The sequence below is a fragment of the Bifidobacterium sp. MSK.13.1 genome, from assembly GCF_019131435.1.
GTDB classification, from domain to species: Bacteria; Actinomycetota; Actinomycetes; order Actinomycetales; family Bifidobacteriaceae; genus Bifidobacterium; species Bifidobacterium pseudocatenulatum.
In genome coordinates, this window is the sequence record NZ_JAHOMM010000002.1 from 68058 (window position 1) to 87984 (window position 19927).

A 19927-nucleotide genomic window follows, 5' to 3' on the forward strand; every position below is an offset into this window, starting at 1 on the left:
TTACCATGGCACAAACTCAGGAAATCAATATTCCCGTTGCGGATCCGAACGATCCGTATGCGAATCCGGCAGCCATGCCCTCTTCGGCGGATCGCTCGCCGCGGTCATTTGATGTGGACGCATTTGAAGTGCCCGACCGCAAGCAGGATGATTGGCGTTATACCCCTGTGGAACGTGTCGAAGAGTTCTTCAACGCGTTCACGCCGTCGAACGAAACCCAGATTGCCGTCACTATGATCGACGGCACGGCTCTTACTGAAGGCGTGACCTATAGCGAGGGCAAGCCGGGAGACGCCGATACGGGCATCGTTTCCAAGCCCTGCGATCGTGTGTCCGCAGTGGAATGGAACTCCGCCTCCCGTGCCGGAATTCTGCGTATCGACGGTGAAATCAGCCAGCCGATACTCGTTAAGATTCATGGTGCCGGAACGGATCTGGACGCATTCCACCTGGTGATCATTGCCGCCGATCGCGCCCACGCTGACGTTGTGGTAGAGCATGACGGCGATGCACGTATCGCCGAAGGTGTGGAGATTCTCACAGGTAGGGACTCCCATGTGTCCACCACGTTCATTCAAGAGTGGAACAAGGGCTCCAAGCATGTGGGCAACCAGCGTATCCACTTGGGGGAGGGTGCGTCCCTGCGCCATTCCGTGGTCACGCTTGGCGGCGATGTCGTTCGGATTCGTATGGATCAGGATTTTGGCGGCGATCAAGGCGATCTCAACATGCTTGGCATCTACTTTGTGGATCCGGGCGAGCATATCGAACATCGCACCATGATTGTGCACAACCATCCCGAGTGCAAGAGTCGTGTGGTATATAAAGGCGCTCTTGACGGCAAGGGCGCGCACTCCACATGGGTCGGCAACGCGCTGATTGCTCCGACCGCGCCGGGTACCGACTCGTATGAGCTCAACCGCAATTTGGTACTTACTCCGGGCGCGATCGCCGATTCCGAACCGAATCTGGAAATCGAAAACGGCAACATCATCGGAGCCGGACATGCCTCTTCCGTTGGGCGCTTTGACGATGAGGAGCTGTTCTATCTGCAGTCTCGCGGCATTCCGGAAACCGAAGCCCGCAAACTTGTGGTGCGAGGCTTTTTTGGCGAACTCGTCGAGGAAATCGGCATTCCCGCAATCAGCGAACATCTCATGAACGTTATCGACAAGCGCCTGGCACGCGGCGAGAACGACGCGATCGCCCAGGTGTTGGAAGAGAAGTAGAACGTAGGAGCGAAAACCATGTCAACTCTTGAAATCAAAGATCTGTACGCGCACGTCGAAACCAAGGACGGCATCAAGCCGATCCTCAAAGGCGTGAACCTGACCGTCAACTCCGGTGAAACCCATGCCATCATGGGGCCGAACGGATCCGGCAAATCCACGCTGGCCTACACGCTGGCGGGCCACCCCAAGTACGTGGTCGATTCCGGACAGGTGCTGCTCGACGGCGAAGACATCCTCAAGATGACCCCGGACGAGCGAGCCAAGGCAGGCATCTTCCTAGCCATGCAGTATCCGGTCGAAGTGCCGGGCGTGTCGATGACCAACTTCCTGCGCACCGCAAAAACCGAAGTCGACGGCAAGGCTCCGGCCATCCGCACGTGGACCAAGGAACTGTCCGAGGCGATGAAGCGCCTGAAGATGGATCCGAAGTTCGCCACCCGTTCCGTGAACGAGGGTTTCTCCGGCGGCGAGAAGAAGCGTGCCGAAGTGCTGCAGCTCGAACTGCTCAAGCCGAAGTTCGCCATCCTCGACGAAACCGACTCCGGCCTTGACGTTGACGCGTTGCGCATTGTCTCCGAAGGTGTGAACCGCGCCAAGGAAGCCAACCAGTTCGGTATTCTCATGGTCACGCACTACACGCGAATCCTCAAGTACATCAAGCCGGACATCGTGCATGTGTTCGCAGCCGGTCACTTCGTCAAGACCGGCGGCCCTGAACTGGCCGATGAGCTCGAGGAATCCGGCTATGACGCATACCTGCCGGAAGGATCCGATTCCGAAAGCGCGCTGGCATGACCGATTTTGCAGCGATTCGCAAGGAATTTCCGATCCTTGATCAGGAGATCCACGGCCATCCGCTCGTGTATTTGGATTCCGCGGCGACTTCTCAGAAGCCGCAATGCGTGATCGACGCCGAAAGCGATTTTTACCGCACCATCAACGCCGGCGTGCATCGTGGAGCGCATGAGCTTGCCGCACGCAGCACCATGGCGTTCGAAGAGGCACGTGCCAAAGTCGCACGTCTTGTCGGCGCCAACTCCGCTGAAGGCGAAGAGGAGATCGTTGTCACCTCCGGCGCCACCGCAGGACTGAATCTGCTAGCAACCGCATTCGGCAACGCATCCCAAGGGCGTGGGGGAGAAGCGGCACGACGTTTCGCTGTGAAGCCGGGAGACGAAATCGTCGTATCCAAGGCCGAACACCACTCCGTGCTATTGCCGTTCCAGGAGCTTGCCGTGCGTACCGGAGCGACATTGAAATGGTTCGATCTGGACAGTGAAGGTCGCATCCTTTCCAACACTGCGGACGAGGTGATCACCGAACGCACAAAGATCGTGGCCGTCACCCATGTGGGCAACACCACCGGTGCCATCACCGACATCGCGCCGATGGTGAAACGTGCGCACGAGGTAGGCGCGGTGGTTGTGCTCGACGCATGCCAGTCCGTACCGCACCTGAAGATCGACCTCCACGCTTTGGACGTTGACTTCGCGGCATGGAGCGCGCATAAGATGTACGGCCCGACCGGTGTCGGCTTCCTCTACGGCAAGCGCGACATGTTGGAGGCGTTGCCACCGGCGAATTTCGGTGGATCCATGGTGGAACTTGCCTGGATGGATCAGGAAGCCCAATACATGGCTCCTCCTGCGCGTTTCGAGGCGGGCACGCAGCCGGTCGCGCAGGTCGTTGCGGCCGGTGTCGCAGCCGAATGGCTGATGAATATCGGCATGGAGAATCTCGAAGCCCACGAGCGCGTTATCGCAGGCGAACTCCTCAAGATGGGGCAGATCGACGGCGTGCGCATTCTCGGACCGCAGACCAACGAGCAGCGCATCGGCACGGTGGCTTTTGAAATCGACGGCGTGCATCCGCATGATGTTGGACAGTTCATCGATGCGCAGGGCATCGCCATTCGTGTCGGACATCATTGCGCACAGCCGGTCCACCGTCACTTCGGCGTGTACGCATCCAACCGCGCATCCAGTGGCATCTACAATTCCGTCGAAGACGCGCAGGCATTGGTTGAGGCGTTGAAGAAGGTCCGTCCGTTTTTTGGAGTTGAGTAACGCATATGAGTGATTTTGCAATGTCTGGCGACGATCTCGAGCAGATGTACCAAGAGGTCATTCTCGAAGCCTCGAAGAATCCGCATGGCAAGGAGCATTTCGCTCCGGATCTGGCTTCCGAAAACGCCTCCCAGGCGGGAAAGACCACGGTTCAGGCAACCCACGAGTATTGCACTCCCGGCGAGTCCCACCAGTTCAATCCGACCTGCGGAGACGAGGCCACCGTGCATGTGGAGGTTTCCGACCAGGAGCCGCACGTTATCGAACGACTGGTGTGGGACGGTCACGGCTGCTCCATTTCACAGGCCAGCCTTTCGGTGATGGTGGATCTGGTGGAAGGCAAAACCGTGGATGAGGCCATGGAATTGGCCGGAACGTTCCATAAGCTCATGGAATCACGCGGCAAAGGCTTGGACGATGAATCCGCCGAGGAATCGTTGGAAGACGGCATCGTGTTCCAAGGAGTGTCCAAGTATCCAATGCGTATCAAGTGCGCGCTGCTCGGATGGGAAGGCATGAAGGACTCCGTGGCCAAGGCATTGGCCGCGAAAGCCTGACAAGTATTGTTCTATGGTGGAAAGCAGGATGTCTCCCGTGCTTCGTGCGCCGCGTTCTACAACGGGCGAAACACGTGAGACAAACTCCAGCCAACGCGATAGGCTACTCAACGGAACATATTCGAATCATATATGGAGCGACAATGAGCGATACCTTGGTACCTGAACCGCAAGCCTCGATTTTCGATTCCGTGGCCAAGGCATTGGGCAATGACGAGGCCGCGGCGCGTCGCGTCATGCTTAACCCAAATCTCGCCAAAGGATTCAAGGACGGCAAACCAGTGGAAATCGAACACGAAGACACCAAGCAGGACGCTTGTGGCTGCGGCAATCAGGCTGGAGCATGCGGTTGTTCCGAAGAACAGGATGACGGCATCGCGTTGAAGGCTATTGACGACATTGGTCGAGCTACTGCGGCCGACGTGAAGGAAGCGTTGCATCAGGTCATTGATCCTGAACTTGGCATTGATGTGATTGATTTGGGATTGGTGTATGGCATTGAGATCGATGAGCTTGGTCGTGCCATTATCACGATGACATTGACCACTCCGGCATGCCCGTTGACTGATCTGATCGAAGACGAGTGCGCGAGCACGCTTGCCGGCCTCGTCGAGGAATTCCGCATCGACTGGACGTGGCAACCGCGTTGGAGCATGGAAAAGATCACGCCGGAAGGTCGCGAGCAGTTGGCTGCGCTCGGCTTCAATTTCGACAATCTGCCAAAATACTGACAGAAAATCTGTGATATATCAACCTGATATTGCTGATATGTTGATTCCGCAGCGAAACTGCATGTTCGTTGCGGAATTTTTTTTGTAAAACAGATTTTGATGATATTTGATTGGATATCATCATCAAGAAAAATGGCACAGAAAAAGCGTGCTCCCGACGCCGGGAAGCACGCTTTTGTTCTGTGTGCGGCAGAACGTCAGTCGTCGACCACGGTACCCTTCGGCACCACGGTGATGCCTTCCGGCGTGACGGTGAAGCCACGGGCCAGATCATGTTCGGTATCGATACCGACGGTCGAATTCTCGGTAAGCACAACATTCTTGTCGAGGATCGCCTTGTAGACGCGTGCTCGACGATTGATGGTCACGCCGTCGAACAGAATCGAATCGACGACCTGGGACCACGAGTGGATACGCACGTTCGGCGAAAGCACGGAATGATGCACTTCACCGCCCGATACGATGACGCCAGGGGAGACGATCGAGTCGGTGGCGTGTCCGAGACGGTCGCGACCGGCATGGACGAACTTCGCTGGCGGCAGATTGCCGGATAGCGTGTAAATCGGCCATTCGGTGTTGTACAGGTTGAATTCCGGCACATACGAGATCAGATCCATATGCGCATCGTAGAACTGCTTCAGAGTACCCACGTCGCGCCAGTAGGCATGATCGGTCGGCGTCGCTCCCGGAATCTCGTTGGAGTTGAAGTCGTACACGCCAGCCTCGTTACGGGCCGCGAAGTACGGTGCGATATCGCCGCCCATATCATGCTTGGTGTCTTCGGCCTTCTCGTCAAGCGCCAAAGCTTCGAACAGGGCGTCGGTGTTGGCCACGTAGTTGCCCATGGAAGCAAGAATGGAGTTCGGATCATCTGGCAGGCCGGTCGTGGTCTGCGGCTTCTCCTGGAAGCTCTTGATCATATTCGGGTGCTCCGGATCAACCTCGATCACGCCGAACTGGTTGGACTGGCTGATCGGCTGACGAATACCCGCTACCGTGAACTCCGCGCCGGATTCGATATGCTGCTGCACCATCTGCTGGAAATCCATGCGGTAGACGTGGTCGGCGCCGACGATCACCACAATATCCGGCTGCACGTCCTCGATGATGTTGATGGTCTGGTAGATGGCGTCGGCAGAGCCGAGATACCAGTGCTTGCCAAGTCGCTGCTGAGCCGGAACAGGGGAGACGTAGTTGCCGAGCAACGGCGAAAAACGCCACACCGTGGAAATATGACGGTCAAGCGAATGGGACTTGTACTGGGTGAGCACCACGGTCTGCATATAGCCTGAATTGACCAAATTGCTCAGCGGGAAATCAATCAGACGGAACACGCCGCCGAACGGGACGGCGGGCTTTGCCCGGTCTCTGGTCAAAGGCATTAGACGAGTGCCTTCGCCTCCTGCAAGCACGATGGAAAGAATTTTCGGATTCTTTGCCATGAGAACTCCTCTCCTAGAGCGTCGTTACGACACCGCACACATTGGTCGGTCTGCATCATCGCAAACCACTTACGCACTCAATAATTGCATATTTTTTGCAACATGCAAGGAGTTTGCATCGCGAGTCTTGAAAATTTGCTGACTGTTTCAGTGAACAGCTGTTGAATAGAAGGCCACGGCGCTCGATGCGGCGACGTTAAGACTGTCCACTCCGTGGCTCATGGGAATCTTGACCGTCAGGTCGGCGCGGGAGATGGTGTGATGCGACAGACCGTCGCCTTCGGTGCCGAAAATCAGCGCCAATTTGTCGATATGGTCCTTTTCGCCGTTGTCGTTGTTCAAACGACGAACAAGCTCCTCCAGCGAAATGGAATCGTCTTCAAGGGCCATCGCAACGGTGGTGAACCCAAGATCGCGCAATTCCTGCATGCCGGTGAATGGCCAGTAGTGTTTATCATCTCCGCCAATACGAGTCCACGGAATCTGAAACACCGTGCCCATCGACACGCGGGCGGCGCGTCGATACAATGGATCGCCGCAGGAGGGCGTCACCAACACTGCATCGACGTTCAACGCGGCGGCTGATCGCATGAGGGCTCCGACATTGGTGTGGTCAACGATGTTTTCCATGACCGCGATGCGTCGTGCGCCGCGACACACCTCCTCGACGCTGGGCAGTGGCCAGCGTTTCATCGCGGCCAGGGCGCCACGATGCAAGCGGTAGCCGGTCAGCTGCTTGAGCTGTTCAGGGGATGCCACGTACACGGGAATGTCGGTGCCCCAACGTTGGTCGATGCGTGCGAAGGTTTCCGACATGCCTCCGATCCACGGTTCTTCGACAAGCAGGGAAATCGGTTCCCGGTCGGCGGTCAGCGCGCGATCGATGACTTTCGGCGATTCCGCGATGAACAGGCCCTTGCTGGGTTCAAGCTTGTTGCGAAGCTGGATTTCCGTGAGATTCGTGTATGCCGACACGCGCTCGTCGTCAATGGAATCAAGATGGATGAACTGCATGTGATCGATCTTTCGCCGAATAGCTTTCAGATACAAGAAAACCCCTTGTTTCCAAGGGGTTTGCTGGTGTCCGGAGCGGGACTTGAACCCGCACGCCTGTATAAATAGGCACTAGCACCTCAAGCTAGCGCGTCTACCATTCCGCCACCCGGACAGGTGCGTTGCTCAGCGGCAACAAACGAAAACTATAGCAGATGCTCGGTGTGATGCAAGTCTCGGCGTGTCGCGCGGAATTACGCCATTGGTATCCGAGGTGCTGGTAGGCTCTGAAACTATGACTGATGCCCTTTTCCTGCTTGATACGGAACATGATGATGTGCCGGTGAACAGTGACGAATTGAACGCCGGATGGAAATTGACGTTGCCCCAGTCGGTGCGTCGACATGCCATTCAGGCCATGCGTCTGAAAGACGGTGACGAATTGCAGCTTTCCGACGGTAAAGGGCTACGTATCCACGCGGTGTTGCGCGATGCGCAACAAGGAATCGCGGAAGTGTCGAGCTTCGGCAAAGAACCGCAGCCTACCACCAAACTCGCTTTGATCCAAGCGCTGGCAAAAACAGGACACGATGAGCAGGCCATCGACACCGCAACGCAGATCGGTGTGGATGAGGTGATTCCATGGCAGGCTGATCGTTCCATCGCCAAATGGAAGGCGGGGCGCACCGATAAGAAGTGGCGGCAAGTGCTTGATGCCGCCACTGAACAATCCCGACGCTCCTGGACGCCGGAATTGGGGGAGTGCGTGACCAGCAAGCAGTTGATTGCCATTTGCAAGCGTGCCTGTGTGCACGGCGACATGGTGATTGTGCTGCACCAGGATGCTACCAAAACTTGGAGCCAGCTGGAGGAAGCGATCGCGGTGCTTTCCGACAAATGCTTGCAGGACGGGCGCCAGCGTACCGTGTACGTGGTGGTCGGCCCGGAAGGCGGCATCAGCGATGCTGAAATCGAATCCTTCACCAATGCGGGAGCTGAAGCATGCGTGCTTGGAAGCAATATTCTGCGAGCGTCGACAGCTGGTCCCGTCGCGTTATCGCTGCTCGCACGGGCGTTGGGACGATTCATCTGACGCCACACGCCGGCGAAATGCGGCGGATTATCCCGGTTGCGCAATAGCATGGGTACCGAAGGACAACCAGCATTAAGGAGCATTATGAGCGACAAGGATTGCCTGTTCTGCAAGATCATCGCAGGAGAAATTCCAAGCGAAAAAGTGTATGAGGACGATACCACCTACGCATTCAAGGACATCAATCCGAAAGCCAAAGTACATGTGCTCGTGGTGCCTCGCAAGCATTATGCGAACGTGGCCGAGCTTGCGGCGGCCGATCCCCAGCAGCTCGCCCACATGGCTCAGGTCGCGCAAAATATCGCCGACCAGGAATTCCACGGTGCCTTCCGCCTGATCTTCAACACCGGAATTGATGCTGGCCAGACGGTATTCCACGTGCATGCTCACGTGCTGACCGGCGAAAAGCTTGACGAATAATCTTCCCTTTCCCCATATATCGACGTCAGAAGAGGTTTTGTGGCCACTACTACACGTACCATCGCGATTCCGCAGCAGCTTGACCCGGTGACCGTGCTCGGACCGGTCGACGAGGTCCTTCGGGAAGTGGAACGTGCGTTCCCCGACTTGACCATTATCGTCAGAGGCAACCGCATCGCGATCATGTCACGTTCCAGCAAATCCGAATCCCAAGCCGCACAGGCCGAGCATGTGATCGAAAACATCATCCAAGCCGCATATACGGCTCCGATGGACGCCGATACGGTGCGACGCATGCTCGATCAAAACGTGTTGAAAAATCCTGTGCGTGCTACTCGCCCGGGCCATGGACGTGTAGTGGAGGAACTACGGCTGGCCGATCGGCAACAGGAGCATACCTCCAATCGCGAGAATCATGCGGACCGACGCAAACCGCATGTGCCCGGAGTGATCACCTTTGCGCTCGGCAAGCCGGTGCGTGCCAAAACGGCTGGTCAGATCACATATGTCAATGCCATCGAATCACATACCATCACATTTGCCATCGGACCGGCAGGCACCGGCAAAACATACCTTGCAGTGGCGAAAGCGGTACGCGCATTCCAAGATAGGCAGGTGCGCCGCATTATCCTGACCAGACCAGCCGTCGAGGCGGGAGAAAGCCTTGGTTTTCTTCCCGGCACATTGAACGAAAAAGTCGATCCATATCTGCGTCCGCTATATGATGCGCTTTCTGACATGCTCGGGGCGGACCAGCTCAAGCGCTACATGGACGACGGCACCATCGAAGTCGCACCGCTCGCATACATGCGTGGACGCACGCTCAACGATGCATTCGTGATCCTCGATGAAGCGCAGAACACCACCGAACAACAAATGAAGATGTTCCTGACCCGACTAGGCTTCAATACGAAAATGATTATCACCGGCGACGTGACGCAGGTCGATCTGACAGTACCGAAATCCGGGCTCGCCACCATCGAACGCATCCTTGACGGCATTGACGACATCGCATTCGCCCACCTCAAACCGGAAGACGTAGTGCGACACGCGCTTGTCGGCAAAATCGTCGCAGCGTACGACCGACACGCGGCCATTGCCGGCGACCACAGCAGACACGCCACGGGCAAAACCACATCCAGGCAAACAAGCGAGCAAATCGAAAGGAACGCTGAATGAGCGTCGAGGTAACCAACGAAACCGTCTGGCAAATTGACGGCAAGGTGTTCTCCGATCTTGGCATATGGGTGATGGACCAAATGCGGGTCAGCACGCAATCCGACCTGACCATCATGTTCGTAGACCCCGATCCCATCGCCCAACTGCACATGCGTTGGATGAATCTTGAAGGCCCCACCGACGTGATGAGCTTCCCCATGGACGAGCTGCGCCCAGGAGACGGCCGAACTGTGATGGAAGGCGTGCTTGGAGATATCGTGATTTGCCCGTGGGTGGCTGCGCAGCAGGCGCTCGCGGCCGGACATAACACCATGGAGGAAATGATGCTGCTGACGATTCATGGCATCCTCCACCTACTCGGATACGACCATGCCACCCCAGAACAGGAGCGTCAGATGTTCGGTCTGCAGCGACAGCTGCTACTCACCTTCTTCGCGCTTCGCCAGGGAGCGGGGACGCAGGCCATCCTTCCGCCGGATACGCCGGACGCGCTCGCCGAATGGGATAGGCAGCATGGCACGGGACGGCAGATCGCCAAATAATGATTGACGTTGCCGGTAGCATATCGTCCGGCATGATGGGGGCTGAATTATGCAGGCAACAATGATTGCGATGATCGTGGTGCTCGCCGTGGTGGCGCTGCTGTTGGTCTGGCTGTCGCTTTCAATGGCCGCGACTGAAGGCGCTGTGGGACGTGTGACCAGGGCGAGCCTGAATAACCTTATTCTCGAAATTCAAACGGATGCCGAGCTTTCGCAATTCATACGCGACAAGAAAATCAGGCGCATTCATAAGGTTCAGCGGTTGGTGGCCGATCGCTATGCCACCGCCGGATCGTGCGCGTTCTTCCGCATCTGCTGCAATGTGGTTGATGGTGTGCTCGTGACGGTGATTGCGGGCATGTTGGACGCTCCACTATGGGCCGAATTGCTTGCCGGATTTGTTTTTGCCATCGTCGTTGCGGTGATTTCGCTGTTGGTGCGTCCGCGTAGCGCCGGGGCATCCAAGCCAGCCGACATTATGCTGCAGCATGTGGATGCTGTTTCCATTGCGGTTCTATTAACCCCATTCGCAAAAATCGGGGGGCAAAAAGGCGCGAAGCGTCGCGGCAGTGATCTTTCCGACGACGAGGAGCTCGAAAAAATCCAGATCGAACAAGGACGGGCAACCATTGACCGTCTGGTCGAAGCCAACGATTTCGATCCTGAAGTTTCCGAAATGCTGCGCAATGTGCTCACGCTTTCCGAAACGCTGACTCGCGAGATCATGGTGCCGCGCACCGACATGATTTGCATCGAGCGAGACGAAACGTTGGAGAATATGCTTAAGCTTTGCTCCCGTTCCGGATTCTCACGTGTGCCGGTCATCGGCGACGATGTGGACGATCTGGTCGGCGTGGCTTATTTGAAAGATGCCGTGCGCGCGACGGCCTTCAACCATGCGGCGATGACACGAGAAGTCGAATCGATAGTTCGTGACCCCATGCTCGTGCCGGAATCCAAGCCGGTCGATGATCTTTTCCACCAAATGCAGCGCACACGCCAGCATGTCGCCATTGTGGTGGATGAATATGGCGGAATCGCGGGCATGGTCACCATCGAAGATGCCATCGAGCAGATTGTGGGCGAACTGGAAGACGAACATGATCGCACGCAACATGCCGATCCGGAACGGATCGGTGACAAGAAATGGAGCATGCCCGCACGCACGCCTATCGCCGACTTGGAAGAGATTTTCGAAATCGACATTGACGAGGATGATGTCGACACCGTTTACGGCTTGCTGACCAAGCTGTTGGGACGTGTGCCGATCGTCGGATCCTCCGCAGTCACTCGAGGCTTGCGCATGACCGCGGTCGACTCCGCAGGACGCCGCAAAAAAGTGTCGACCATTGTGGTGGAGCCGGCCCACGTCGAGGGCGTGGACGAAACTGAAACACGTAACGAAGAACATGCGGATGATGCCGAAAAGGCATCCGACAACGATAAGGATTCCAAAGACAAGCATGACTGACGCAGCAACAACCGAGACGACTTCCGACCATTCCGATTCCGCCACGCCCGTTCCATATCGGTCCGGTTTCGTTGCCGTGGTCGGGCGTCCTAACGTGGGCAAGTCGACGTTGATCAACGCGTTGATCGGTACGCAGATCGCCATCGCATCATCTCGCCCGGAAACCACTCGTAAAGCCATTCGTGGCATTTTAACCACGGATAATGCGCAGATCGTTTTGGTTGATACGCCTGGCATCCATCGACCGCGCACACTACTTGGGCAGCGTCTGAACGATGTTGTGGACGAGTCGCTCGCCGACGTGGACGCCGTTGCTTTCCTGCTGCCTGGTAATCAGGAGATTGGTCCCGGCGACAAGCGCATTTTGAGCCGTCTGCGTTCTGATTTCGCAGTCAAGCGAGATGATGGCACATTCAAATGGAAGGTGCCGCTGGTTGCCATCGTTACCAAGATTGACGAATTAAGCCGTGACGGGCTGATCAATAAGCTCATTGAAATCAACGAATTCGCCGACTTCACCGATATTGTGCCAGTCAGCGCGCTGAAGCATGACAATCTTGCGGAAGTCAAGAACGTGCTTATCGAGAACATGCCGGAAGGCCCGCAAATGTACCCGGCCGAGCAGATCACCGAAGAGCGTCCGGAAGAAACCATTGCGGAACTGGTCCGTGGCGCTTTCCTGGAAGAATTGGATGACGAGTTGCCGCATTCACTGGCCGTAGTCGTGGATTCCATCGAATATCCGGAAGACAACGATAGTGGCGAAGCTTACGATGGCAAAGCCCACGTGATTGTGTCGATTTATGTGGAACGCGATTCCCAGAAACCGATCATCATCGGCAAGGGAGCGGAACATCTTGTGCGTGTCAAGAAGAAGTTGCGTACGCCGGTCAACCGTATTGTTGGACAGAAAGCCAAACTCGATTTGCATGTCAAGGTTGCCAAGGGATGGCAGTCGGATCCTAAACAGCTCGAGAAGCTAGGCTTCTGATCTGTTTAGGATCCGCTTCGCAGCGAAGCTGCTCACTTCACCTAAGGACAGTCCACTGGACTGTCCTTTTGACGGTTCAGCCAAACAGCTCGAGAAGCTAGGCTTCTGATCTGCTTAGGATCCGCTTCGCAACGATTGCGTGGAAAATAATAAATGAGGTCTGATTCCCGTAGGAGTCAGACCTCATTCTGCTGTTTCGAAGACTACTTCTTCTTGGTGTACATCTGCGTATTCAGCAAAGTGGCATAACGCTTGATGACCTTCGGACGAATCACCTTCATGGAAGCGGTCATCAAACCATTCTCCTGAGTGAATTCCTCCGGCAGAATGATGAACTTACGTACGGACTCCGCACGGGAAACACCTTCGTTGGCCTGATCGACCCACTTCTGCACTTCCGCACGGACGGCGGCATTGTTGGCGGCCTCCTCCATGGGTATGTCGCGATTCAGCCCCTTGCTTTCCAACCACGGACGCAAGGATTCCTCGTCAAGCGTAACAAGTGCGGAAATGAATGGACGCTTGTCGCCAAGCACCAAGGCCTGGGAAACGAATTCGCAACGCTTGATAACCTCTTCGATCGGACCGGGCGAGACATTCTTGCCGCCTGCGGTGATGATGAGATCCTTCTTACGTCCGATGATATACAGGAAGCCGTCATCGTCGATACGTCCCAAATCGCCGGTACGATACCAGCCGTCTTCAGTGAATGAATCCTCGGAGGCTTCCTCGTTCTTGTGGTACTTCGGGAACACGGCGGTACCCTTGACCTGAATCTCCTCATCTTCGGCGATACGCAGCTCGAAGCCAGGGAAAGCCACGCCGACGGAACCCTGATGATAGGGCACACCAAGCGGATTGAACGCGCAAGGAGCCGTGGTCTCGGTCAAGCCATAACCCTCATACACGGGCACTCCGGCGCCACGGAAGAACGCCATAAGTTCCGGGTCAAGAGGAGCGCCGCCCGCCACGATCCACTGGGCACGTCCGCCGAGCACCTCGCGTAGCGAAGCGTAGACCACCGGGTCGAACGCCATACGGCGAGCCTTGGCCAAAGCTCCGGCCTTACCCTTCGCACTGACCTCCTTCATGTAATTCTGGGCTGCCACAACGGCTGCGGCGAACGCCACGCCCTTGGCGCCATGACCAGCCTTCTGCGAGGCCGCGTTATACACCTTCTCAAGAACACGCGGAACAACGATCATGACGGACGGCTTGGCGACCTGAAGATCGGCGATCAGCGTCTTGATGCCCTGCGCGATGTAAATATGCAGTTCGCTGGCTACGCAAATGTAGTTGATGGCACGTGCGAAAGAGTGCGCCTGTGGAAGGAACAGCAGCACGCTGTTCTTCCTCTCATGCAGCAGTTTCGGCATATACGCCGGAAGATTCAACGCGGTGGTGCAATAATGCTCATGGGTCATCTCCACACCCTTCGGCGCGGCGGTAGAACCAGAAGTATACACAATGGAGCACAGGTCGGTTTTCTTGATGGAAGCGATGCGCTCGTCAAGCTCTTCGTCGCTCACGCCGGAGCCGTAGGCCATGATTTCGTCGAGACCGCCGTTCTCGAAGCAGATAATGTGTTCCAGTGCCGGGCATTCCTTATCGGCACCATCGGCTTTGGCGCGCATATCGGTGGTCTCGACCACCAGCAGGCGGGAATCGGAATTATTGACGATATTACGGATCTGCTCCGCGGAATCCGTGTCGTAGATCGTGGCGAGCACACCACCACATGCCATGACGGCCGCGTCGAACACATCCCACTCGTACGAGGTACGGCACATGAACGCCACGCCGTCGCCCTTCTTAAGACCGTAATGCATCAGACCCTTGGCGATCTGACGAATATCGGCGAGCACCTCGTTGCCGGTTTTGGTCACCCATTCGCCGTTCGTCTTATAGGTGTAGAGCGGCTCGTCACCCATACGCTCGGCTCGATCGGCGTAAATATCGTAGATGGTGGTGCCCTCGTCCAGCGGCGGCTTGCCCTCGGTTTTGGTGGTCAACAGACCGGTTTCCGGATCGAGGAACGTGGTGGATGGGAATCCTTCGCCCCATTCGACGGTGTGCGGAAGGTCGATATGGCCGTCGGGGGAGATGATGTTGTTCGGATCGTTGTAATCCGGAGTGTTGCCGGAATCGTCGCTGACGGGGTGAACGAAGTCACCTCCCAAACGCAGTGCCTTCTGCGCAAGATTTGCAGCTCGCTTGTTCAAAGAGGTGATGACAGACACGTGACTCTCCTACACATTTAAATCCAATATCTGTAGGAATGATAGACCCATGAATGCGACACGTCACCTTACGGTAGCGTAGGGAAAGTGCGCATCCAGCGGGGCCTGCGTAAAGGAATTGCCATGCGATGCCATTCAATAGGTGAACTTTTCTTCATACAAAGGTGTGACCTACGTTACACTGGTGCGCTGTATCTGTTCATTTTGATTTCTTTAACGAGGAAGAAAGGGCACCTATGGCTGAAACAGCTGAAGCCACCGTGGTCTTCGGAGTTCTCAATGAGACCTCCGAACACGAGTCTCGTGTTGCTCTGACACCGGATATCGTAACGAGGTTGCGTAAATCGGGTGTTAACTGCCTGATCGAATCCGGTGCGGGCGTCGCATCGCATTATGTTGATGAGGATTATAGTAAGGCCGGAGCGCAGGTCGTCTCCGCCGATGAAGTGATTGCGCGTGCCGACGTGCTTGGTTTCGTCGATCGTCCGAGCAGCGCGCTGCTCGGACGCGTTAAGCAGGGTACCTGGATTATCGGTATGCTCGGTTCGTTCACCGACGCCGATTATGTCACTGCGATTGAAAAGGCCGGTCTGGTCGGTGTTGCCATGGAGAAGCTGCCGCGTCAGTTGAGCTCCGCGCAGTCTATGGACGAGATGACTTCTCAGAATTCCGTAATGGGTTATAAGGCGGCCATCGTGGCGGCCAACGCGTACGGTTCGTTCCTGCCGATGATGACCACCGCCGCTGGCACGATCCGCCCGGCCAAGGTGCTTATTCTTGGCGCAGGCATCGCGGGTCTGCAGGCCATCGGCACCGCCAAGCGTCTTGGCGCGGTTGTCACCGCGTACGATGTGCGTCCGGCTTCCAAGGGCGAAGTTGAATCCTTGGGCGCGAAGTTCCTGGATCTGGGTCTTGACTTCTCCAAGGGTCAGGGCGAGGGCGGCTATGCCCGTGCGCTGAGTGCCGAAGAGCAGGCCCAGCAGCAGGCTGCCGTCGATCAGAAGGCTGCCGGCTTCGATATCGTCATCACCACCGCCAAGGTTCCCGGCCGCAAGCCTCCGGTTCTGCTGACCAAGGCTGGCGTGGCCGGACTGCACCGTGGCGCTGTGATCGTCGACTGCGCGGCAAGCGACCTCGGCGGCAACGTCGAAGGTTCCACCGTCGGCACCCAAGTCACTGAAAACGGCGTGACCATCATCGGCGCTCCGTACCTGTCAAGCGGCGTTTCCACTACCGCATCCAACCTGCTGAGCCGCAATGTGGCCGATGTGCTTGCGCATTTCGTGCGTGACGGCAAGCTGGCCATCGATCTGAACGAAGAGCTTGACAACGCCATGGTCGTGGCCGGCCGCGGCGAGGAAGCCAAGAAGGAAGGGGAGTAAGCAATGGATATCGTTGTTGCGATTACTCTGTTCGTCCTCGCGCTGCTGATCGGCGTTGAGGTTATCGGCAAGGTGCCGGCCACCTTGCATACTCCGTTGATGTCGGGCGCGAACTCGATCCACGGCATCGTCATCGCCGGCGTTGTTATCGTCGCCGCGCATGCCACCAGCCCGCTCGCCTGGGTGTTCATCTTCCTGGCTGCAGTGCTGGGCACGATGAACGTGGTCGGCGGCTATGTCGTCACCGACCGCATGCTGGAGATGTTCAAGTCCGACAAGGGCAAGAAGAAGGAAGAGGAGGCCAAGTAAATGGGTACCATGGCTGAAATGCTGAGCACGCCGCTCGGCGTCATCGAATGGTTCGTCTATCTGCTGGCCGCCGTGATGTTCGTTATCGGCCTGCACTTGATGAACTCTCCGAAGACCGCTCGCAAGGGCAATATGGTCTCCGCTGTCGGCATGATCCTTGCCGTGGTCATGGCGTTCATTGTGCTGTTCGCAGGTGAGATCTCCAACGGATTCCAGCATGGCGTTGCCGTTGTGCTGCTGATAGCCGGCATCATCATCGGTGCCGTCGCCGGTGTGGTTTCCGCCAAGAAGGTCAAGATGACCGACATGCCGCAGCTCGTTTCCGTATTCAACACCGTGGGTGGCGGCGCCGCCGCGCTTGTGGCTTTGAACGACATTCTGACCTCCGAGGGCACGCCTTCCATCGTGGTGTTGATCACCGCTGGTTTGGGCATCATGATCGGTTCCGTCACGTTCTCCGGCTCTCTGATCGCAGCCGGCAAGCTGCAGGGCATCAAGTGGGTGAAGAAGCTGAACTTGCCGGGCAAGGGCTTCTGGAACATTCTGTTCGCCGTACTGACCGTCGTATCCTTCGTCATGCTGTGCGTGCAGCCGGGCCAGCGTCTGCTGTGGTCCGTGCTCACCACCGTGTTCGCGCTGTGCTACGGTCTCGTGTTCGTCATCCCGATCGGTGGCGCCGATATGCCGGTGGTCATTTCCGTACTCAACGCCTGCACCGGTACTGCAGTGGCCATGTCCGGCTTGGCTATCAATAACATCGCTCTGATCGTGGCCGGCGCACTGGTTGGTGCCGCCGGTGTGACCCTGTCCATCGCCATGTCCAAGGCCATGAACCGTCCGCTGCTGTCCGTGCTTGCAGGCGGTTTCGGTGGTGCCAATGCCGCCGCTGGCGCTGGTGAGGGTCCGGAAGGCAGCATGAAGGAAACTTCCGCGGACGATCTGGCCGTACAGCTCGTATACGCCGAAAAGGTCATCTTCGTGCCGGGCTTCGGTCTGGCCCAGGCTCAGGCCCAGCGCGAGCTTGCTGATCTTGGTGTGCTCCTCAAGAACCACGGCGTCGAAGTCTCCTACGCCATCCATCCGGTGGCAGGCCGTATGCCTGGCCACATGAACGTGCTGCTCGCCGAAGCCAACGTGCCGTACGAGGAGCTCGTCGATCTGGATGACATCAATCCGCAGTTCCCGCAGGCCAACGTGGCTCTTGTGGTCGGCGCCAACGATGTGACCAACCCGGCCGCACGCAAGCCGGGCACCCCGGTCTCCGGCATGCCGATCCTCGACGTCGACAAGGCCCAGAATGTGGTGGTCATGAAGCGCGGTCGCGGTACCGGTTATGCCGGTATCCAGAACGAACTGTACTTCGAAGACAACACGCAGATGCTTTTCGGCGACGCCAAGGCAAGCCTGCAGGCCGTTATCGCGGCAGTCAAGGAGCTCATCAACTAACAGCTGAAACGTTGCGTTGATGCTTTTCCTGAAAGGTCTCTTCCGGTGAGGGAAGGGACCTTTTTGCATATGGTGATTTTCGTAAGATCAGGTCTGTTGCATGCGAATTGTGAGTTATCCACAGTCGTTATTCGCCTGTGGATATGGGTGGAGTTTTCCACATATCCACAGATTTTCAAGGTTCGGTGGCGCAAGATGATTTGAATATGAGACAGTAGGTGCACCCTACAACAAAGGAGTTGCACATGGCGGAAATAATCACTGGCCCGTTCCATATGGATGAACAGGGATTTTTGGCAACGATCGAAGAACTTATCAAGCGGTTTGATGGATACAGTTCTGGCAAATATCTTGCGGAATTGGGAAAAATCCACGATGAATACGGTGAGATCGGATCTCTTTCGCTTTTTGACGAAAAAGTCTGTGAACTGGGGAAGGAATTATTCTGCAGCACATCATGGGTGGCGAATCTGGCGTGGGCCATGATTTCGTTCGATTATGATCTGGTTGAGCATGATGCGAATTTTCTTGATGGATGCCGTAACATCGTGCGTAAGTACGGTATGAGCGTTTGGCTCTATGAAATGATCAATGACGCTTCGATAGCGGTGGCTTTGCAAAGGCCCAGCAGCAGAATGCCATTCCAGATTGGATTGACCTACACCAAGGATGTGTTTCGGAGAAGCAAGAAAAAGGGTGGAAAATACGCTACCAGCAAAAAGAAGAGACTGGCCTGCATGGCTGAATATTTGCAGGAAGTATATTGGCTGGCCGCGTACAGTCTGCTACGTTGGGGTGAGGAAGAGCCGCGTGCGGCCGATGTTGCGTTGATGGTGCTTGGATATGGCGGTATCGGCATGTGCATGCTGAGGGACGATCCGAAAGTAGTGGATTCCGGATGCGATGAAGACTTCTCCTATCGAAATCTGTGCGACCATCTGCGCGATCTTAGAATTCAAGCCGATCTGGACTATGCTTGCAATGCCGACCTTGCCGAATCCATGTTGCTTGAATATCCCGCGTGTATGGATGCGCGATATCTGTACGATGCGGGGAAAATCGTGGAAGCGTATCGTGCTTTGTGGAACAAGCAGACTGAATCAGCTTCGCAAATCATGGAACGCGTTTACCAGAAGGGCGCGTATCAGGTGACGAACATTTGGGAGGATCCGCTGTACCTGCATGATCTTGCCCTGTCGCTGTTGGGGGCAGTCGGCTCGCGGCCCCTTACTGAAGGGTTCCGGACTCGTGATGACAAGATGTTCCAGCAGGGAGTGGAAAGTCTGAGACGAACGACTGAATCCGTTAAAGGGATGGGGTTGGCGATGACATTGGGAGGGTATATCTGCTTCCCGGAACCGGAAAGTAGGGATGATGCGCTTTTCGCACCGCGAAAGGAGAAGAAACGATTAATGGACGCCTGTAACGGGCTTAGGGATTTGTCGGCAATGGTTGCGCTCTACCGTTTTCCAAGGGATATCGAATCCCTGCGTGCAACGCGTGCGCTTCTCGCTCATGACGCGAAGGGATATATCGATCTGATGGGTCCATACATGGGAAGCGCGGATGAGACGGGAGGAAACGAGGGGAGGCCGGTTTCAATCGGCGACTGATCGGCCTCTCAGATCGCGAACGTCAAAGCGTATGCATCATGGTTGTGCCGAGATTGAATGGCGGAACGTTCAGATGAACTTTGTCTCTTCGATCTCGGTGCATGCTATGCCGTATTGCTCCAACAATTCGCGAAATGCTTTTACGTATCTATCTGTGGCGAACTTCTGTGTGAATGACAGACAGAAGTTCTCGTTTACGTAATTCACTTCCACCAGCGTG

General features: G+C 56.3%; 18 protein-coding genes and 1 tRNA gene. 15 read left to right on the plus strand and 4 right to left on the minus strand.

Annotated features, from left to right (window positions below):
- The first annotated feature begins 5 nt into the window (after positions 1-5).
- From sufD to KSY55_RS03020, 5 genes are all read left to right on the plus strand, one after another.
- Positions 6-1229 (plus strand): Fe-S cluster assembly protein SufD, encoded by a 1224-nt coding sequence (gene sufD, locus KSY55_RS03000; RefSeq protein WP_004221730.1) that lies wholly within the window; start codon positions 6-8, stop codon positions 1227-1229.
- An 18-nt stretch (positions 1230-1247) separates the two neighbouring features.
- Positions 1248-2027: a Fe-S cluster assembly ATPase SufC gene (sufC, locus tag KSY55_RS03005; RefSeq protein ID WP_004221731.1), complete on the plus strand. Its 780-nt coding sequence runs from the start codon at positions 1248-1250 to the stop codon at positions 2025-2027.
- Complete coding sequence (locus KSY55_RS03010) at positions 2024-3298, plus strand: cysteine desulfurase (protein WP_117611894.1); 1275 nt, start codon at positions 2024-2026, stop codon at positions 3296-3298. Before sufC ends, KSY55_RS03010 begins: the two co-directional genes overlap by 4 nt.
- Positions 3299-3303: 5 nt before the next feature.
- Complete coding sequence (sufU, locus tag KSY55_RS03015) at positions 3304-3855, plus strand: Fe-S cluster assembly sulfur transfer protein SufU (RefSeq protein WP_004221733.1); 552 nt, start codon at positions 3304-3306, stop codon at positions 3853-3855.
- Positions 3856-3998: 143 nt separating this feature from the next.
- Positions 3999-4586, plus strand: coding sequence for a metal-sulfur cluster assembly factor (locus KSY55_RS03020; RefSeq protein ID WP_004221736.1), 588 nt, complete (start codon positions 3999-4001; stop codon positions 4584-4586).
- Positions 4587-4783: 197 nt separating this feature from the next.
- Here KSY55_RS03020 and glgC read toward each other — a convergent pair whose 3' ends face one another.
- The 3 genes from glgC to KSY55_RS03035 all read right to left on the minus strand — a co-directional run bounded on the left by glgC (position 4784) and on the right by KSY55_RS03035 (position 7196).
- Complete coding sequence (glgC, locus tag KSY55_RS03025; RefSeq protein ID WP_004221738.1) at positions 4784-6028, minus strand: glucose-1-phosphate adenylyltransferase; 1245 nt, start codon at positions 6026-6028, stop codon at positions 4784-4786.
- Positions 6029-6175: 147 nt separating this feature from the next.
- Positions 6176-7042 (minus strand): RNA methyltransferase, encoded by an 867-nt coding sequence (locus KSY55_RS03030; RefSeq protein WP_004221739.1) that lies wholly within the window; start codon positions 7040-7042, stop codon positions 6176-6178.
- Between the two features lie 64 nt (positions 7043-7106).
- Positions 7107-7196, minus strand: a tRNA-Leu gene (locus tag KSY55_RS03035).
- Between the two features lie 120 nt (positions 7197-7316).
- On the opposite strand from KSY55_RS03035, the gene KSY55_RS03040 reads away from it, so the two are divergent.
- The 6 genes from KSY55_RS03040 (at position 7317) to era (ending at position 12717) form a co-directional block, all read left to right on the plus strand.
- Positions 7317-8114 (plus strand): 16S rRNA (uracil(1498)-N(3))-methyltransferase, encoded by a 798-nt coding sequence (locus KSY55_RS03040; protein ID WP_004221741.1) that lies wholly within the window; start codon positions 7317-7319, stop codon positions 8112-8114.
- 84 nt (positions 8115-8198) lie between these two features.
- Positions 8199-8534, plus strand: coding sequence for a histidine triad nucleotide-binding protein (locus KSY55_RS03045; protein ID WP_022245412.1), 336 nt, complete (start codon positions 8199-8201; stop codon positions 8532-8534).
- Between the two features lie 39 nt (positions 8535-8573).
- Positions 8574-9713: a PhoH family protein gene (locus KSY55_RS03050; protein ID WP_004221744.1), complete on the plus strand. Its 1140-nt coding sequence runs from the start codon at positions 8574-8576 to the stop codon at positions 9711-9713.
- Positions 9710-10255: an rRNA maturation RNase YbeY gene (gene ybeY / locus KSY55_RS03055; protein ID WP_004221746.1), complete on the plus strand. Its 546-nt coding sequence runs from the start codon at positions 9710-9712 to the stop codon at positions 10253-10255. The genes KSY55_RS03050 and ybeY overlap by 4 nt, the downstream gene beginning before the upstream one ends.
- Before the next feature lie 49 nt (positions 10256-10304).
- On the plus strand, positions 10305-11726 hold the full coding sequence (locus KSY55_RS03060; RefSeq protein ID WP_065434704.1) for a hemolysin family protein: 1422 nt from the start codon (positions 10305-10307) through the stop codon (positions 11724-11726).
- The gene (era, locus tag KSY55_RS03065) at positions 11719-12717 is read left to right on the plus strand and encodes a GTPase Era (protein ID WP_034880588.1); all 999 of its coding nucleotides are present in this window, start codon (positions 11719-11721) and stop codon (positions 12715-12717) included. Before KSY55_RS03060 ends, era begins: the two co-directional genes overlap by 8 nt.
- A gap of 203 nt (positions 12718-12920) precedes the next feature.
- Here the strand turns inward: era and KSY55_RS03070 are convergent, their stop codons facing one another.
- Positions 12921-14957, minus strand: a complete 2037-nt coding sequence (locus KSY55_RS03070) for a long-chain fatty acid--CoA ligase (protein WP_004221752.1) — start codon at positions 14955-14957, stop codon at positions 12921-12923.
- Between the two features lie 236 nt (positions 14958-15193).
- On the opposite strand from KSY55_RS03070, the gene KSY55_RS03075 reads away from it, so the two are divergent.
- From KSY55_RS03075 to KSY55_RS03090, 4 genes are all read left to right on the plus strand, one after another.
- Positions 15194-16339 (plus strand): NAD(P) transhydrogenase subunit alpha, encoded by a 1146-nt coding sequence (locus KSY55_RS03075; protein ID WP_004221753.1) that lies wholly within the window; start codon positions 15194-15196, stop codon positions 16337-16339.
- Between the two features lie 3 nt (positions 16340-16342).
- Positions 16343-16648 (plus strand): NAD(P) transhydrogenase subunit alpha, encoded by a 306-nt coding sequence (locus KSY55_RS03080; RefSeq protein WP_003809446.1) that lies wholly within the window; start codon positions 16343-16345, stop codon positions 16646-16648.
- Positions 16649-16666: 18 nt separating this feature from the next.
- Complete coding sequence (locus KSY55_RS03085) at positions 16667-18094, plus strand: NAD(P)(+) transhydrogenase (Re/Si-specific) subunit beta (protein ID WP_171025328.1); 1428 nt, start codon at positions 16667-16669, stop codon at positions 18092-18094.
- 245 nt (positions 18095-18339) lie between these two features.
- Positions 18340-19707 carry a hypothetical protein gene (locus tag KSY55_RS03090; protein ID WP_055063360.1) on the plus strand — a complete coding sequence of 456 codons (1368 nt, stop codon included), beginning with the start codon at positions 18340-18342 and terminating at the stop codon, positions 19705-19707.
- Positions 19708-19927 lie beyond the last annotated feature (220 nt).

Excerpts from the sequence above, each read along its gene's own strand:
- era (WP_034880588.1), top strand. The coding sequence starts at position 11,719 with ATGACTGACGCAGCAACAACCGAGACGACTTCCGACCATTCCGATTCC.
- KSY55_RS03080 (WP_003809446.1), top strand. The coding sequence starts at position 16,343 with ATGGATATCGTTGTTGCGATTACTCTGTTCGTCCTCGCGCTGCTGATC.
- KSY55_RS03020 (WP_004221736.1), top strand. The coding sequence starts at position 3,999 with ATGAGCGATACCTTGGTACCTGAACCGCAAGCCTCGATTTTCGATTCC.
- KSY55_RS03060 (WP_065434704.1), top strand. The coding sequence starts at position 10,305 with ATGCAGGCAACAATGATTGCGATGATCGTGGTGCTCGCCGTGGTGGCG.
- glgC (WP_004221738.1), bottom strand. The coding sequence starts at position 6,028 with ATGGCAAAGAATCCGAAAATTCTTTCCATCGTGCTTGCAGGAGGCGAA.
- ybeY (WP_004221746.1), top strand. The coding sequence starts at position 9,710 with ATGAGCGTCGAGGTAACCAACGAAACCGTCTGGCAAATTGACGGCAAG.
- KSY55_RS03030 (WP_004221739.1), bottom strand. The coding sequence starts at position 7,042 with ATGCAGTTCATCCATCTTGATTCCATTGACGACGAGCGCGTGTCGGCA.
- KSY55_RS03010 (WP_117611894.1), top strand. The coding sequence starts at position 2,024 with ATGACCGATTTTGCAGCGATTCGCAAGGAATTTCCGATCCTTGATCAG.
- KSY55_RS03040 (WP_004221741.1), top strand. The coding sequence starts at position 7,317 with ATGACTGATGCCCTTTTCCTGCTTGATACGGAACATGATGATGTGCCG.
- KSY55_RS03090 (WP_055063360.1), top strand. The coding sequence starts at position 18,340 with ATGGCGGAAATAATCACTGGCCCGTTCCATATGGATGAACAGGGATTT.
- KSY55_RS03075 (WP_004221753.1), top strand. The coding sequence starts at position 15,194 with ATGGCTGAAACAGCTGAAGCCACCGTGGTCTTCGGAGTTCTCAATGAG.
- KSY55_RS03045 (WP_022245412.1), top strand. The coding sequence starts at position 8,199 with ATGAGCGACAAGGATTGCCTGTTCTGCAAGATCATCGCAGGAGAAATT.
- KSY55_RS03085 (WP_171025328.1), top strand. The coding sequence starts at position 16,667 with ATGCTGAGCACGCCGCTCGGCGTCATCGAATGGTTCGTCTATCTGCTG.
- sufD (WP_004221730.1), top strand. The coding sequence starts at position 6 with ATGGCACAAACTCAGGAAATCAATATTCCCGTTGCGGATCCGAACGAT.
- sufU (WP_004221733.1), top strand. The coding sequence starts at position 3,304 with ATGAGTGATTTTGCAATGTCTGGCGACGATCTCGAGCAGATGTACCAA.
- sufC (WP_004221731.1), top strand. The coding sequence starts at position 1,248 with ATGTCAACTCTTGAAATCAAAGATCTGTACGCGCACGTCGAAACCAAG.